We start from the raw sequence: 16,461 nt of genomic DNA, 5'->3' as shown, positions 1-16,461 counted from the left end.
GATCTTGGCCATGGAGACATCCGAGTCTTCATGCATCTGGCCAGCATCACTTTTAAACTGTTGCGAACACATCTAACGGACCATAACAAGCAGGCTACCTTTCCCAGCTCTCAGCGGGCATCAGTCCATCTCCACCACCAATGGGTCAGGTCCCCCCGCGTACCCGTTGTCCCAGTACGCGCGCGTTGCATTGGCAAGACTCTTCCGCAGGATCATGTGGCCCATGGGGGAGAGGGGCTCGTCGTCAAGCTCCCAAATGTCCGTGCGCTGAATCCCAAGTACGGCCCGCGCAGCCCAATTGTCGCGGGGCAAGGTCGCAGCCGACGCAGTCTCGGGCACGTGGCACAACTCGTGCAGCTCATGCATCACAGTGTCCCTGGGCACACCCATGGCACGCGCGGCCTCCGACTGGCCCAGGTACGCGATGAGGTTGTCCATGTACGCGATCGACGCCTCATCCTCATGCATGGTCACCGGCAGCATATCCAGGATTCCGGGCGCGTAATGCAGCGAATCCGCAAGACACGCCCGGGCGTAATCCGTGAGCTCGACACCGCCGCACCGCGGGTCCACGCTGGCAAGGTAAGCCCGCCCCAACACTGCTACCAGCATCGTTTGCTGCATCTGCGGGTTAAACATGCGCAACTCAGGTGCATTATTGTCAATCCAGCGTGCAAGACGGGGATCTGGCTGACCATACGGATGCAACGGAAGATGCGGCTCATCGCGATCAATCATGCGCAAAAGCCCGTCAAACCGCTCGGAAGCATACGCGCCGATTTCCCACATCTCGTTCTGGCACACGTGCAAGTCATGCTCAGTAAAATCGCATGCATCGACGAGGAGCTGTGTGTAGCGCTTCAGTGTCGCGCTTGACGACGGGTTGGTGTTGGTGACCTCGGTGATGGGCACCTGGACGTGACCGCCATAGATCAGGCTGGTGACCACCGGTGAACTTAAAAGGATGCCACGAACCCATGCCTTGTCCTGCTCATTCATATACAAAGGAGTGAAATCAGCCCGGTAGGCCCGTAAGACTTCGGTGACCTCCTGGAAGGCCTTTTCAATGGTAGGGAAGTTCGGTGTGAAACCGAACGCGTCGCGGATAATGTCCCGCACCTGCGTATCAATCTGATGGTGGTGCATGGTAACAGCTGCAAGGAACAAAGCGGTATCTTTGTCGGTCAGCGGTGAGAGTTCAAAACTATCGGCGATGCCCTCGTCGATCAGCTCGGTGGGCATGCCTGCCAGGTCATAAAGAGTGGCTAAAGCAGCAGTTTCTTTGGTTGTTGTATTCGCCATGATGGCGATCCCCCTTGAATGTTGTGATGTTGAAGGTGTGGCGCTTCGCCCCCGAAGTGCCGGTAGTTGTTGGTACGTATTAGTAGTCGGCTAGGTGGTCAATCTGCATCCTGCGATGCAAGATGCGCACTACGATGATCGAGTCCTCCCCCTCTTTATTGAAAACAACGTGCTGATCACTGACGATACTGCGGTAACCCGCCCTGATGTCACTGCGGTCCCGCCCGAGAGCAGAGAATTCTTGCAGCCTACGTATTCGGTTATGCAAATTCTTGACGTACTTGACGGCCTGAGACTCACCCCACTTCTTAACGGTATAGTCCCAGATGTCATCCACGTCGACACGTGCAGCTGGTGCAAAACGTAGATTTCTCACGCTAGCTTTTCGGCAATGAACTCATTGAAGTCAAAGTTGGTAGGTTCTCCGCTCTCTTCGCCTTGGATGAGCGCTTGCCTAATGGCTTCATAGTAGGTTTCCCGCTCTTCCAGCAGGCGAAGACCTGCCCGTATGAGTTCACTGGCGTTGCGGTAGCGCCCAGAAGACACCTGGTCTGAAATAAACTGCGTGAAGTGATCGTCGAGACTGACGGAAGTATTAGTAGACATAAGACCAAAGTACCTATTTTTGGTAAACATTCCTAGGTCATCCCCCTTGAGTGTTGTGATGTTGAAGGTGCGGCGCTTCGCCCCCGAAGTGCCGGTAGATCTCAACATAGCGCGCCTGGGCTCACCTCGCTGGTCAAATTTCTGGAAATTGCGTTTTCCCAGGTCGTCCTGTGGATAACTCGGTGAAAGTTATCCACAGGTCTTTCGGGTTGGCCAGGTGATTGGAAAGTGAAAACTGCTTTTATAGTGGTGTTTACGGATGAAGCAGGATGAAAAGAATCAGGCGCAAAAGCCAGCCCCGGCACCTCTTAGCATGTTGGCAGACGAGCACCATCAGCCATAGTCCATAAGGAAAAACGATAGTAGTATTAGAGGAAAGTGAGTGGGGTTAACGCAACTCACTGGCAAACAGCCACACTGGGCGCAGCCGACAAGCCCTGCTCTTGACCAACCGATCAAGGAGACGCAATGCGCTTTGCCGGGATTATCGGTAATAATGCCACCGAATCCACCAACCGTACGTTGATGCACTTCATCGCGAACCACTTCCAAGACCGCGCTGAGATCACCTGTCACGAGATCCGGCCGCTGCCCGCATTCAAAGCCGCCGGGGACCGCCCAGCAAGCGGCACCGGGGACCAGGGCGAGAACCAGTCGGTGCCGGCAGAAGTCCAAGACATCATTAACGCGATCGAAGCGTCCGACGGCGTAATCATCGCAACCCCGGAGTACAACCACACGATTCCCGCACCGTTGAAGAGCCTGCTCGAGTGGCTCAGTTGGTCGCCGGAAAGCATGCGCGGAAAGCCAGTGATGATCGTTGGCGCGTCCTACGGGCGGCTGGGTACGTCGCGCGCGCAGGATCATCTGCGCCAGATTCTGACGAGCCCGTTGCTGCGCGCACGCGTGCTGCCGGCGGAGTTCCTGCTGAGCAACTCACTGTCCGCATTCGATGAGTCCGGCGCGTTGGTCAACCAAGCTGATGTGGAGGCGCTGGAGGCCACGTTCGCTGAGTTCGAGGCGTTCGCCGACATCATCGCCAGCATCAGTCAGCACATAACCACCGAGCACACAGCCGCCGAAGGGGCGAAGTAACCATGAACATTATTGGCATCGTTGGCTCCAACGCCGATACTTCCTATAACCGTACTCTGCTGCAGTTTATCCAGCGCCACTTCGCCGATACCCTCAACATCGAGCTGCTTGAGGTACGCGATTACCCGATGTTTGACGCCAGCTTGAACATTTCGCACGAGGAACCGATTGCCTCGGCCGCGTCAACGCTGGAGAATGCGGACGGTGTGATCATCGCAACGCCGGAGTACAACCATTCCGTCCCCAGTGCGCTGAATAGTTTCATTGAGTGGATGTCACATGACGTGCACCCGCTGGAGGGCAAACCCGTGATGATCGTCGGTGCGTCCCTTGATACCCAGGGTTCGTCGCGCGCGCAGCTGCACCTCCGCCAAATCCTTGACGCGCCTGGCGTGGACGCATCCGTGATGCCGGGCAACGAGTTCCTTCTGGGTTCCGTGCATGAGGCTTTCGACGATCAGGGATCGCTTATCGACGAGGGAACCGTCGCTTTCTTGGAGAGCTGCATTAAGCGGTTTACTCGCTTCATTTCGGTGGCGAACCAGCTGAATATTCCGGAGGACATCAAGTTTGAGCCGGGTACTTATGAGGTCAGCGCGATGGGTTATTCTGGCCCGTTGCCGATGACGGTGACCTTGGGCAATGACCGTATCGAGGATATTCAGATTGATACTTCTGGTGAGACTCAGGGTATTGCCGATGTGGTGTTTACGCGCATTCCGGAGCAGATCATTGAGGGCCAGACCCTAAACATCGATACTGTTTCGGGTGCAACTGCCACGAGCCAGGGCGTGCTTGATGGTGTGGCTGATGCGGTGAAGTTGGCTAACGCCGATCCTGACATTCTGCGCAACCGGCCACGCCCGCACAAGAAGGCGGAGGCTGTGCCGGTGGAGCTTGAGACCGACGTGGTTGTGGTCGGTGGTGGCGGTGCGGGCCTGGCGGCTGCTGCCTCGGTGATCCAGAATGGTAAGCAGGTTGTGTTGCTGGAGAAGTTCCCGTCGGTCGGCGGTAATACCGTGCGCACCGGTGGGCCGATGAACGCAGCTGACCCAACCTGGCAGAACACGTTCCCGGCGCTGCCCGGCGAGGACGCCACGTTAAAGGAGCTGCTTGAAATCGACCAGTCCGCGATCGACGAGGAGTACCTTGAGGACTTCCACGCAGCCCAAGCCGAAATCAAAGCCTACTTCGAGGCGGTTGAGGCCGGTCACGACACCAGTGAGCACAAGGAGTATCTCTTCGATTCCACCTTGTGGCACCGGATGCAAACCTACCTGGGTGGCCGCCGAACCGACCTGAACGGCACCCGCACCTACGGTGACTACGAGTTGGTGAAAACGCTGACTGACAACGTGCTGGAGTCAGTGCATTGGCTTGAGGACATCGGCGTGGAGTTCAACTATGAGCAAGTGTCTATGCCGGTCGGTGCCCTGTGGCGCCGTGGCCACCAGCCAACGGAGAACGAGGGCTTTGCTTATGTCAATGCTCTGCAGAAGTGGGTGACCGCCCACGGCGGGCAGATCAAGACCGAGATGGATGTGAAGAAGCTGATCATCGAGGACGGCCGCGTGTGTGGCGTGGAGGCGATCAATAATGGCCAGCGTTATATCGTGCGTTCGAACGCGGTGGTGTTGGCCACCGGTGGTTTCGGTTCCAACACTAAGATGTTGCAGCAGTACAACACATACTGGGAGGAGATTGCCGACGACACTACCACGTCCAACTCTCCTGCGATCCAGGGTGACGGCATCAATCTTGGCCTGCAGGCTGATGCGGAGCTCGTCGACATGGGCTTCATCCAGATGCTGCCTACTTGTGACCCGAAGACCGGCGCCCTGTTTACCGGCCTTCAGGTCCCACCTGCGAACTTTGTGATGGTCAACCAACAGGGCCGTCGCTTTGTTAACGAGTTTGGCAGCCGCGACGAGATCTCCCAGGCAGCAATCGCTAACGGCACGCTCTACTTCTTGATCGCCGACGACGAGATTAAGAAGACGGCTTTCAACACCAACCAGGAGAAGCTGGACCAGCAGGTCGCGCGTAACGACGGCACCTTGTACCGCGCCGACACCCTAGAGGAGTTGGCCGAGCAGATTGGTGTCGATCCGGCTGTATTGGTCGAGGAGATTGAGAAGTACAACTCCTACGTTGATGCAGGTGTGGACCCCGACTTCCACAAGTCTGCGTTTGATCTGAAAGTGGAAAAGGCGCCGTTTTATGCCACCCCTCGGCGTCCGGCGGTGCACCACACCATGGGCGGGCTGAAGATCAACCCGCAGACCGAGGTGTTGAACACCAGTGGCCAGGCCATCCCTGGCCTGTACGCTGCAGGCGAGGTCTCTGGCGGTATCCACGCTGGTAATCGCCTGGGTGGCAACGCTTTGGCCGACATCTTCACCTTCGGCCGTTTTGCCGGAACCAACGCTGCGAAGTTCCGGGGATAAAGGTGGATAAAGGTGATGCCCATCGTGCGCGTTGCTAGCCGACGCGTGCACATGATGAGCACCTTCATCGATCTGCAGGTTGAGGCTGCGTCGCCGGAACCGCTTATCGACGATGCCGTGGCCCAACTGCGCGTGTTTGAGAGGCGGTGTAGCGCCAACGATCCGTCCTCTGAGCTGGGTCAGGTTAATGCGGAGGCGGGGCAGCGGGCCGTTTCTGTGCACCCCGATTTGTTCAAGCTGATCGCCGTGGGGGTGGAGCATAGCTTGGCGGAGGATTCGCGGCTTAACATTGCGATTGGCCCGCTGGTGCAATTATGGCGCATTGGGTTTCATGATGCCCGCGTGCCTGGTCAAGACGAGATTGAGCAGGCGTTAGCGGTCACCGATCCATCAAGTATTGAGTTGGACTCAAAACGGCAGTCGGTGTTCCTGCGCAAGCCCGGCATGAAGATCGACCTTGGTGCACTGGCCAAGGGGTACTTCGCCGACCGGATTGTGGGCCTGTGGCAGGATCGGGGTGCGAGCTCCGGCCTGATCAACCTGGGCGGCAACGTGCTCACCTTTGGTCAGTCGCCGCACCAGGACGATGGCCTGTGGCGCGTTGGCCTGCGTCACCCGTTACACCCAGACACGCAGGTGCTGGGGGCGCTGACCCTGCCGGCGCAGTCAGTGGTGACCAGTGGTGTGTACCAGCGCACCCTAAAAGTTGGTGGCCGCACTTTTCACCACCTGATGGACCCACGCACCGGCTACCCGATCGATACTGATGTGATTTCGCTGACCATTGTCTCGGAGCGATCCTTGGACGGGGAGACTTGGACCACACGCTTATTCGGGCAGCCCGTCGTCAAGATCCTGCGTGAGGTAGAGCAGAGGCCGCACCTTCAGGCGGTAGCTATCACTGAGGATCTTCGCCTGTACGCCAGTGGCACCTTGCGTAACTGCCTCACCCTGCAGCATACTTCCTCCAGCGGACGGTGAGAAGCGGAGGGTGCAGTTGTGACCAGCTGGCTATTCACTACAGCTCTTTCGATTCAGCTTCATCGATACGGCTCTCTATAGATAGCTGGTGTAGGATCATCAATTGAGTTTTCGACCCTTTAGTTGTCTAGATTTGTGGAAAAGTGTATAACAGATATACGAACATTATAGTTCCAGCTCAGCGACGGGAAGATGGGAAGGGCCACACGATTCGTGCTACTTTTGGCACTAATATAGCGTTGCTCCTCACTCTCGCCATTGCTTTTGTCACTACAGGATTCAGCCTGCCACAGGCCTCAGCCCAACATAATTCTTTACGCAGCGGTAACGAGGACGCACCACTTATTGGCACCGCAGTTTTGGTCGAACGTGAACTGCTGGAAGAACCTGATGCAGATACGCTTGAGCGCCGCCAGACAGTTAAAGAGCAATTCGATATCGTCACGCCTGAAAATGAGATGAAATGGCTGCATATCCATCCTGGGCATGACCAGTATGACTTCACCGCTGCCGATGCCATCGTGGAGTTTGCCCAGGACAACAACCAGCAAGTCCGAGGACACACCTTACTGTGGCATCACGCTGTTCCTCAATGGGTGCGTGAAGATTCGAAAACGTGGACGTGCAACGACGCACGCAGAGTAATGAAAGACCACGTTGATACCGTGGTTGGCCGCTACGCAGGACGCATCCACCAGTGGGATGTAACCAATGAAATTCTCACCGACTGGTCCGCTGATAAGCCTATACGCCTACGCACCGACACGAATCCTTTCCTGAAAGCCTGCGCCGATGAGCCCGAAGACTTCATCGCTGACCTCTTTCACTGGGTTCACGCAGCGGACCCTGATGCCTTGCTATTTATGAATGATTTTAACCTTGAGCCGGTAAACGCTAAGTCAACCGCCTACTATGAACTGGCAAAACGGCTTCGAGCAGATGGTGTTCCAGTACATGGTGTGGGTACACAGTCGCACCTACGCGCGGTCACCCCACTGGACGATACCGTTGCGGAGAATTTCAAACGCTTCGAAGATCTCGGTATGCACGTAGCTATTACCGAACTGGATGTCCGTGTCCCCACCAACGGTAGTGAACCTGTTGCTGGCTATGAACGCGCGCACACCCAGCGCTACGAGGACCTGTTGAATATTTGCCTTGATTCTCCAGCCTGCGTCAGTTTGACAGTCTGGGGACACCATGACGGATATGTGTGGGCTAACAAGCAAAGGCGCGGTGAAGGCTGGGCCGGCCTCATGACTGAATCTGGCCAATGGAAGCCGGCCTACTACGCCATGCAAAGGACGCTAAATAATCGCGAGGGCATTCCTGAACGCAACGTGATCCTACCAAGGACAGACATAGTGCCCGGCTCTTCTTCGAGTCCGTTCTCTTCGTCTGAGCTCGAGACACCTGAGGCACCGGATCCTTCGTTGACATCTGCTCCTGATGCCCCTGACGCAACTGCCACCCATGATGCATATTCATCATCAAGTTCCGCTCCCAATGAATTACCCCTGATGGGTTCGTGGCTATTGCAGATAGTCGGCCTGATCGCACCATGGCTTCTCAATGATCTAGTGCTCGTTTTCGGCCCACTCTTCGCTTTCCGCTAGCCGCCAACTAGGAGTGGGCTAGTGGCCCAGGGGCGATCGACTTTAACTCTTAATCTGCCACCTGGTCACCGCCTGTGATGACTCCTTGAAGTCACGGAATGGCCCCGGCTGTTTCGAAAGTTCCGCGCTGGTACCATGTTGTGCCACATAAGCACCGTCTTTACCCACACCAAGCACGTAAATGCTGTCTGCGTTTCGGATCGTGTTCAGGCGGTGTGCCACCACAATCACCGTACGCCCCTTGGCCAACTCTGTGATTACCTCGGCGATCGCGGATTCGTTTTCACCATCAAGGGCAGACGTGATTTCGTCGAGAAGCAAAATAGGGGCGTCTTTAATAAACGCTCGGGCGATGGCCACACGCTGGCGTTCCCCACCAGACAAGCTCAAACCGGCCGGACCGACCTGGGTATCCCAGCCATGCGGCAAGGCCTCAATCGCCACGTCGAGGCGGGCCCTGCGTGCTGCCTCTTGAAGTTCCTCATCGGTGGCGTCGGGGCGCGCGATACGCAGATTCTCCCGGATCGTAGTGTTGAAGAGATAGACATCCTGAAACACCATGGACACCATGCCCATCAACTGGTCATGCGGCATGTCTTTCACGTTCACTCCACCGACCTTCACGCTTCCTGAATTAACATCCCAGAAGCGCGCAATCAGCCTAAGGATAGTCGTCTTTCCACTTCCCGACGGCCCCACAATCGCGGTCATCTCACCTGCTGGGGCTGTCAGGGAAAGCTGGTGTAGAATCTGGCGTTCCTCATAGCTGAAAGAGACATCTGCTAAGACAACGTCACTGTTTGCCGGGCTGGCAGGCACACTGGGTTCCGGAAGGGTGTCGGTATCGAGGATCTCCGCAACCGAACTGGCGGCCACCGTAGTGTTGTCTAATTCGCCAGCCAGTAGAGATGCCTGGGCAAGGGGGAAGGTTGTTCGTGCCACGGTAGCCAAAATGACAACAAATACCACCGGTTCCATTGAGCCACGGAACACAAACGCAACCCCACAGGCAAGAACAACAGCGAAAACCGCATTAACAATAATCAGGAAAAACTGTGCCGGCCGTCCCTGAATTTTCATGGCTTGAGCAGCAGCTTTCGTATCAGCATCGACCGCGCTGATCACCGGCTGCCACGACCCAGCCACACCCACCGCCCGAAGCACCGGCTGCAGGCGAGCAAATTCCACCAGCCGGGCAGCCGCGCTGACTGCTGCGGTAGTAGACACCTCATTGGACCGGGTGATTGACACCCGCATGGACTTCCACACCAACCACAACGGAAGTACTGCTGCCAGCATGATCACGCTAAGGCGCCAGTCAAAGAACAAGACGGCGATCACCAGCACGATGGGAACAATAAAGGCACTAGTGAGCTGAGGAATGAGCATCTGGCCCAAGTGAGAAAGGGTGCTGACATGCGTGGTGTTTGTTGTGGCCACCTTTGCTTGGTTCGCGGCACTAAACCAACCCAGTGGAAGATTCAGTACTTTGTTGGACACTCGCTGGAGCATGGTGTCGCAGACATAATAAACACTGACCTTATTCGAGTGACGCAAGGCGAGCGCTTCTACCGTGAAAGTGATAACGCCACACACCACTACTGCGATCAGCCAATTCGTCGCCTCTTCGCGGGCATACAGGGCCCGGAGGAAAGGAATCAGCAAACTTAAAGTAATGCCTTGGAGTGCGGCCGAAACCGCAGACCAATACACCATGATTTTTATTTCGCGTTCATCAACAACGCGCTTCAGTACATCCCACATTGTGTTTAACCCTCCGCCAAGTTCCACATGGACGCGTAGGTTCCACCCGCCTCTAACAATTCTTTATGCTGGCCGCATTCTGCGATGCGTCCGTTTTCTATCACCAAAATCTGATCCGCAGCCTGGATGGTGCTCAGACGGTGCGCAATCATGATCACGGTGCGGTCTTTGACCACCTGTGAGATCGCCTCATGAATTGCCCGCTCGGAATCAGGGTCTGCCTGTGCTGTTGCCTCATCCAAAATAATGATCGGGGTGTCTTGCAGCACGGTTCGCGCCAGCGCTACTCTTTGCTTTTCTCCGCCTGATAGATAACCACCGGTACTACCAAGCACGGTGTCGTAACCGTCCGGCATCTCCATAATGCGCTCATGAATCTGTGCAATTTTTGCTGCAGCAATGACTTGCTCCCGCGTTGCACCCGGGCTACCCAGCACAATATTGTCGTGCACGGAATCATTGGACAGGGCAACGTCTTGGAGCACAATGGCAACACTTGAAAGCAGCGCCTCGAAGCTGAGCTCACGCACATCTACCCCACCGATCGTGACCACGCCGTCATCAACGTCATAGAACCTGGCAGCTAACAGCCCGATTGTTGATTTGCCACTACCAGAGGGGCCAACAATGGCAGTCACCGTTCCCGGTGTAGCTATAAAACTAATATCGTGCAGCACCGGCTCACCCTCCTCGTAGCCGAATGTGACGTGCTGCATCTCCACGGTGGCATCACGAACATCCTCACGGGACTTGATGCCTTCTGGCATGTGCTCCTCAGCCAAAAGCCTGCCGGTGGTCTGGCTAGCCATTGAGGCGTTATAGAGGTGTTGCCACAAGGTAAGCAGGGTGCTTACTCCTTCGGGAATTGAAGGCACTAGAAGGAAGAAAGGCAAAGTGTCTTCGAGTGCCATCCAACCTTGGGAGACGAAGACTGCCACAAGGATTGCCACTAACACGGAGATAATGGCAGGGCGTAAGAGAGCACCGCCCAACGAGACTGCTTTACCGGATCTTTCTATCCATTTATATGTAATCTCGGTAAATTCTTCGCGGGCAGCGTTGTAGCGAGTACGTGTTGCCTCAGCCGCCTGGAAATTTTTGATTTCTTGGATGCCTTCAAGCATCTCTACTGATGCGGCTGCTAGGTTGGTTTGCGCCCTCCCGTATTCTTCGGTTGCGCTCCCATACCCACGCATGGACGGAATAATCACAACCGCCAATAGCACGGTAACAATGGCAAAAAGCGTGAGAGTAAAACGCCAATCCACCCACAGCAAATAGATACATCCGGCCAACACTGTCACTACAGCATTTGTGGCATCACCCGGACCATGGGCAACAAGGGTATGAATCGACGTAGTATCGTCCACGACCATCTTGCGGATGGTGCCCCGTGGCACCTGTGAGACCTTGCCTAAAGGTATTCGCGCCAGCACCGAAAGCACTTGACGACGAAGATAATCACGCAATCTCACCTCCGCAAGGTGTGTAACACCCAGACCGAGCATATAACACAGCTGGCCCAGAAAAAGACCGCCAATAGCTACTACCACCCAGCCCCACACACTCTCCCAAAGCACTTCGCCGCCAAGCCAGATTGCCGCCATCTGGTGCAACGCAACAAACGGAGCTAACTTCAACACAGCACCCAGACCGGTAAGGAAGGTCGCCACGACCATTGCAGACCGGGCAGGTTTGATCAGCTCAGACACGCTGACCTGCTGCTGCTCACTTTCCTGTTCTGCACCGTCTGATGTGTTATTCGCCGATGCATTCTTTGTGGTCATGCGATTCCTCCTAAAATAATAATTCCTGCTGCCACAGCACAGGCAGCGATAATGATCAGCCAGTCACGGAGCCGCCAGCGAATATTTAACATTTGCGTGCTGCGTTTGAATGCGCCAAATCCGCGGGAGTCCATTGATAAAGACACCCGTTCCGCGTGTTGCACGGCCAAGATTGCTAGGGGAAGAAAGCTGGAGAACCAGCGGCTGAGTGGGTTGCCGATACCTCTTAAGGCGCGAGCTGTGCGAAGTAAACGGAAATCAAGGTAGAACCGTTCAGTGAACATCACAGCTGCCGTTGCTGCTGCGGTGATGCGGTAAGGCATCTTCCACGTCGTGGTCAGCGCGCTTAGAAAAGCCTCGGGTGTAGCTGCCATCCCACTTAGCAGGACCAATGCCAGTGAAGCACCGATCGCCGTTGCGGCGACCGCTTCTGGCCCATAGTCGTAGAGTGCGACACGTTGCCCAACCAAATCGTATTGGAAAGTAAAAAGCAGCCATAGCAAGCCGGTGATAAATAAAGCACCTACCGCACTGAAGATTTTGCGTAGCAGGGTCACCTTGCTAAAAAACATCGCTACGCAAGCACACCCAAGAACTGCAAAGTTGAGCTCTACAGCACGAACAGTAAACAATGCTACAATCAACGGGATAATCGCCAGGAAGATAGTGAAAGGGTTCAGCGCAGGTTCAGTTGGAGGCTGCCCCAGACGTTTTCTCGCGTGCTCTACTGTTCTTTCCGGCAGCACGACCAGGTGGGTGCTGTGTTCCCTCGCCAGCTTAAGATCATGGGTGGCCATGACAATGCTGTGGCCATTGTCTTGCAGGTGGTGGATTAGTGCAAGCAACTCCTCAGTGTTTTTCTGATCCTGCCCGTAGGTCGGCTCATCCAACAAAATAACCTTGTGCTTGTCTGCCACAATGGTTGCTACCGAAAGCCGTCGCATCTGCCCACCCGACAGTGTTAAGGGGTGGTGCGTCGCATGATCTTCTAAATCGAAATCTTTTAAAAGCTGGTCGGCCTCTGCATCGCTAAGGCCCTGGATAGTTAGTTCTCGCTTCACCGAAGGCGTGACCATCTGGTGTTCCGGGTTTTGAAAAATCAAACCCACATGGTGCTTGCCACAGGCAATCGTCTTACCCGAAACATCAGCTTCCTCCGCCTCATGTGGCAGCAGACCCGCGATCGCATGCAATAGTGATGTCTTGCCGGAGCCATTGATACCGAGCAAGCTCAGGCATTCCCCTCCTTTCAGCCGCAATGCCACCGCAGGTGAGCGCCCCAGAACGCGGAAGTTCTGTACGTTAAGATTGGCGCTTTCTCCGCCACCAGTGGTGTCGATGGCATCGACCTCTTGCCACTGTCCCTCATTACGTTCCATGTAGCGCACGCGATCTGAGTGCAGGATCCAGTCATCTTGGGATGACTGCTCGGGAATCCAGACACCTTCGTCGATAAGCTGCTGCCTGTAGGTGCGAAAAACAACCTCGGGTGCACCACTGGCAAGGAGGGTACCGTCAGAACGCAGCGCGACGATCTGATCACACAGGTCAACAAGTGGGCTTAAGTCATGATCAATCATGACAATACCCACCCCATCCGCGTTGATCTGACGCAGCAACGCATAAAACTCCTGTCGCCCAACCGGGTCGATATTGGCTACCGGCTCATCGAGGACAAGCAGCTTTGGTTGCGTCACCAACGCTGCTGCAACGGCCAACCTTTGACGCTGGCCACCGGACAAATCCCAGGGGCTGTCCCATAACTCCTGCTCGAGGCCGACCTGCGCTAAAGCCCGCAGAACGGCCACCTTGATTTCCTCAGCGGGAACACACAGGTTCCTTAAGGCAAAAGCCACCTCATCGAAGACATTGCGCATCACCACGGCGGCATCAGGGTTCTGCCCAACATAAGCTACCTGCCCCGCCAGGAACTCAATAGAAGCATCTGCAACCTCGCAACCAGCAAGAACCGCCTCACCACTATATTCCGTGGGGAGGCAGTGCGGAATTAAGCCACATATCGTTCGGATCAGTGTGGTTTTGCCACATCCCGAGGGGCCAACCACGGCCGTGACCTGGCCAACCAGAGCTTCGGCATCTACCCCACCCAGCACCCACTGGTCGTTATTTAGGTAGTGAACCTTCAGTCTGCTAGTCTCCCACTGCTTGGCCACCCGACCCGACTCAGCGCTCACGGTTACCCATCCCGGCCCTGTTCAAAGCAGACCCAACAGCGTAAGCAACCGCCCCACCCGCCACCGACGACGCAATCGAAAGAGCAACAATCGGGCCCGAAATAGAAATCCCCACAACCTGCTCAAGCAACACCAAGTACAACACACCATTCAGCGCCCCGAAAACGGCCGAAGCGAAAAGGAACACAGGTAGCGTGTACTTGCGGTAAAGAAATAATGCCAGGGGGACTTCTAGGAACAATCCACCGATTATGTTGCCCATCAGGGCTGCCGGACCGGATGGGGTAGTAAAGATACAAACCACACCCATAATGATCGACGCTACAAGCGTAGAACCAGGGCGTTTTACCACAACCGAGGGCAGCAAGTACGGAAAGCACCACAGCCCCATCAGCGCCACTCCGAACATCACGGCATCCTGAGAGGCTCCAGCCGCAGGCGCAATGTAGTTCAGTGGAATCAGGATGATCAGCCCGATAACAGCAAGGGCGGTAACCATCATTAGGTTACGTGTGCCAAGGACCGAGTCAGCAAAACCGGCACGCGAAGAACGCTTTGTAGTGGTGTTGCCTCCGTTATCGGTGTCGCTAGACACGGACTCAGTAACGTTCATGCCTATTAGGTTAGGCTATCCTTAAGTAACTGCCGAACAGTGCGACACATTTCACAGAAAGTGTGAAGCTATGGGGGTGCTTGGGTTAGAAAACTGTCGTGAGGTTTTTCGTGCCTCGGCGACTTCTCAGCTATCACAGGCAATAGTTCTTCTTACATCTGGCGATAGATTGACTTACGAACCCGTAAGGCGATGACTAGCAGGCGGTGGCAGGCATCTTACGCAGCAGGTTTTCACCCGCCTAGTCCGCTCTCAACTACTAGTCCACTAAAAATTTTATTTGTGAATATCCTGTAGAGTTCGGGCTCACTGAGGAAGATACATTCCCAAAATTTCCCCAGGATCCACGGAGTAGTGATCCTCTTCGGGCAATACCTCAAGTTGCGCCTGCCTATTCCCGGTAGCCTTTTTGTCACACACGCCACTTTTCACCACCTGATGGCCCCTCGCACCGGCTACCCGATCGATACTGATGTGATTTCGCTGACCATTGTCTCGGAGCGATCCTTGGACGGGGAGACTTGGACCACACGCTTGTTCGGTCAGTCGGGAGAGCGGATCATCCGCACCGGAGGGGAGCAGGCAGGCCTCCAGGCCGTGGTCATCACTGCGGGTCTGCGTCTCTACGCCACGGGCCAGCTGCGTGACGCGCTGACGATATTGCAATGAACAGTACTGAAAGTTACCCTCACCAGTCCAACTGTCACTCTGAAATATTCTTGTTTGAAGAATTAGGTGCTATGTCCAGGGTCATAACAGTGTCAACCTAAGTCAGCCTGCACCAGCACACGAGAAAACCCGCTTTCCTAGTGAGTAGGAAAGCGGGTTTTTGCTGTGGTGACTAGAGGCTAAGGTTAGTATTCGAACTGTTCAGCAGCCTCGAGCATGGCTTCAGCCATCTTGCGGTGACCGATCTTAGTCGGGTGCATCGGGTAAGTGGAGGTCGGGTAACCGAGGAACTCAACCCAGCGCTCCGACGGGGCTGCACATGCGGTGTGGTTCTCGGCACCTTCTGGCATGACATAGGTTGCGCCGTTGCGGTTAGCTGCAGCTTCGACGACCTTGTTTAACTCGGTGATCATGTCGATAGTCAGCTGCCTATCAGCTTGACCGACCAACGCGGTCTCGCGGCACTGGTCATTCTCGGTGAGGATCGGCATATAGCCACCAGTGACGATGTGTGCATTCGGGGCAGCCTCGCGGATTGCAGCGTAAGCCTTGTCCAGCTCGCTTGGCAGGTTGTCCATCTCAGTCCAGATCTTATCCTCAAACTGTGGAGCACAGTCACTGACTTTCTGTTCGCGGACAGCGCCGATAACACACTGGCCGAAATCATACTGACCAAGGTCATTGGCACCAACGGTAACGGAGACAAGCTGGGTGTCCTCAGACAGCGCATCAACCTGCGGGGGAAGCATTGCACCTGCTCTTGGAACCCACTGATGGCCGTAGATACTGTCTGCTTCTGCGCCGGAGCAGGAGACATCGGTACCTACGATCTTCTCACCATTCAGAATAACCTGGCCGTAGTTGTCGAGGGAACGGTAACAGTAGGACGGGCCGTCATGACCGACATTGAAAGAACCCATGGCCGCGTAGGAATCACCCAGACTGACGTAATTAATTACGCCAGTCGGTTCAGCCGGGGTGGTCGGCTCAGACGGCTCAGACGGTTCGGGGGTTGGCTCAGAGGGCTCGGGGGTGGGCTCAGAGGGCTCCGGGGTTGGCTCAGAGGGCTCAGAAGGCTCTGTCGAGGGGGTGGTCGGGGATGTGGGGGAGGTAGTCGTCGTGACCGGCGGGGTTGGCAAGGTCGGCGACGGAATACCAGGGATAAGGGATGAGAGGATGGATGCGACGGTAAAAGTGGCGGTTACGACGTAAGTCCTGATCCGCCTGAAGAAGTTACTGAAGAAGAACATGGTTGTATACTCTAGTGGCCCTGATTCAAAATGACTCGACAATGCGGTGTGACGCAATACGGTGGGGGTGGTAGGGGTGATGTGGAAATCGTCGGTGACTTTTGTGATCGTGCCCCTAGTACAATCACACGCTGGA

General features: G+C 55.5%; 13 protein-coding genes. 5 read left to right on the top strand and 8 right to left on the bottom strand.

Translation table 11 applies throughout. The features are described from left to right. Positions 1-120 precede the first annotated feature (120 nt). From CKV99_RS12970 to CKV99_RS12960, 3 genes are all read right to left on the bottom strand, one after another. Positions 121-1,302 (bottom strand): hypothetical protein, encoded by a 1,182-nt coding sequence (locus tag CKV99_RS12970; RefSeq protein WP_092259636.1) that lies wholly within the window; start codon positions 1,300-1,302, stop codon positions 121-123. Between the two features lie 79 nt (positions 1,303-1,381). Then, the gene (locus tag CKV99_RS12965) at positions 1,382-1,678 is read right to left on the bottom strand and encodes a type II toxin-antitoxin system RelE/ParE family toxin (protein ID WP_092259634.1); all 297 of its coding nucleotides are present in this window, start codon (positions 1,676-1,678) and stop codon (positions 1,382-1,384) included. Next, positions 1,675-1,908 (bottom strand): type II toxin-antitoxin system ParD family antitoxin, encoded by a 234-nt coding sequence (locus CKV99_RS12960; RefSeq protein WP_092259789.1) that lies wholly within the window; start codon positions 1,906-1,908, stop codon positions 1,675-1,677. The genes CKV99_RS12965 and CKV99_RS12960 overlap by 4 nt, the downstream gene beginning before the upstream one ends. A 468-nt stretch (positions 1,909-2,376) precedes the next feature. Here CKV99_RS12960 and CKV99_RS12955 point away from each other — a divergent pair, with 468 nt between their 5' ends. The 4 genes from CKV99_RS12955 to CKV99_RS12940 all read left to right on the top strand — a co-directional run bounded on the left by CKV99_RS12955 (position 2,377) and on the right by CKV99_RS12940 (position 8,047). Next, complete coding sequence (locus CKV99_RS12955) at positions 2,377-3,003, top strand: NADPH-dependent FMN reductase (protein WP_092259632.1); 627 nt, start codon at positions 2,377-2,379, stop codon at positions 3,001-3,003. Positions 3,004-3,005: 2 nt separating this feature from the next. Next, the gene (locus CKV99_RS12950) at positions 3,006-5,450 is read left to right on the top strand and encodes a flavocytochrome c (RefSeq protein WP_092259630.1); all 2,445 of its coding nucleotides are present in this window, start codon (positions 3,006-3,008) and stop codon (positions 5,448-5,450) included. Positions 5,451-5,474: 24 nt separating this feature from the next. Further along, positions 5,475-6,431: an FAD:protein FMN transferase gene (locus CKV99_RS12945; protein ID WP_231910083.1), complete on the top strand. Its 957-nt coding sequence runs from the start codon at positions 5,475-5,477 to the stop codon at positions 6,429-6,431. A gap of 239 nt (positions 6,432-6,670) precedes the next feature. After that, complete coding sequence (locus tag CKV99_RS12940; protein ID WP_157728484.1) at positions 6,671-8,047, top strand: endo-1,4-beta-xylanase; 1,377 nt, start codon at positions 6,671-6,673, stop codon at positions 8,045-8,047. 42 nt (positions 8,048-8,089) lie between these two features. On the opposite strand, the gene CKV99_RS12935 is transcribed toward CKV99_RS12940, so the two are convergent. Genes CKV99_RS12935 through CKV99_RS12920 form a run of 4 tightly spaced genes read right to left on the bottom strand, consistent with a single transcriptional unit; the run spans position 8,090 to position 14,406 of the window. Further along, positions 8,090-9,811 carry an ABC transporter ATP-binding protein gene (locus CKV99_RS12935; RefSeq protein ID WP_092259787.1) on the bottom strand — a complete coding sequence of 574 codons (1,722 nt, stop codon included), beginning with the start codon at positions 9,809-9,811 and terminating at the stop codon, positions 8,090-8,092. A gap of 5 nt (positions 9,812-9,816) precedes the next feature. Beyond that, positions 9,817-11,598 carry an ABC transporter ATP-binding protein gene (locus CKV99_RS12930; RefSeq protein WP_092259624.1) on the bottom strand — a complete coding sequence of 594 codons (1,782 nt, stop codon included), beginning with the start codon at positions 11,596-11,598 and terminating at the stop codon, positions 9,817-9,819. Further along, entirely contained in the window at positions 11,595-13,793 is a 2,199-nt protein-coding gene (locus CKV99_RS12925; protein WP_092259622.1) for an ATP-binding cassette domain-containing protein, read from the bottom strand. Before CKV99_RS12925 ends, CKV99_RS12930 begins: the two co-directional genes overlap by 4 nt. After that, complete coding sequence (locus tag CKV99_RS12920) at positions 13,783-14,406, bottom strand: ECF transporter S component (protein WP_092259620.1); 624 nt, start codon at positions 14,404-14,406, stop codon at positions 13,783-13,785. The genes CKV99_RS12925 and CKV99_RS12920 overlap by 11 nt, the downstream gene beginning before the upstream one ends. A gap of 438 nt (positions 14,407-14,844) precedes the next feature. Here CKV99_RS12920 and CKV99_RS12915 point away from each other — a divergent pair, with 438 nt between their 5' ends. Further along, entirely contained in the window at positions 14,845-15,075 is a 231-nt protein-coding gene (locus CKV99_RS12915) for an FAD:protein FMN transferase (protein ID WP_092259785.1), read from the top strand. Positions 15,076-15,260: 185 nt separating this feature from the next. Here the strand turns inward: CKV99_RS12915 and CKV99_RS12910 are convergent, their stop codons facing one another. After that, positions 15,261-16,325 (bottom strand): SGNH/GDSL hydrolase family protein, encoded by a 1,065-nt coding sequence (locus CKV99_RS12910; protein WP_143063448.1) that lies wholly within the window; start codon positions 16,323-16,325, stop codon positions 15,261-15,263. Positions 16,326-16,461 lie beyond the last annotated feature (136 nt).

It is taken from the genome of Corynebacterium cystitidis, assembly GCF_900187295.1.
Taxonomy (GTDB): Bacteria; Actinomycetota; Actinomycetes; order Mycobacteriales; family Mycobacteriaceae; genus Corynebacterium; species Corynebacterium cystitidis.
Note: the sequence above shows the minus strand (reverse complement) of the source record. Positions and strands in the feature narration are given on the sequence as shown.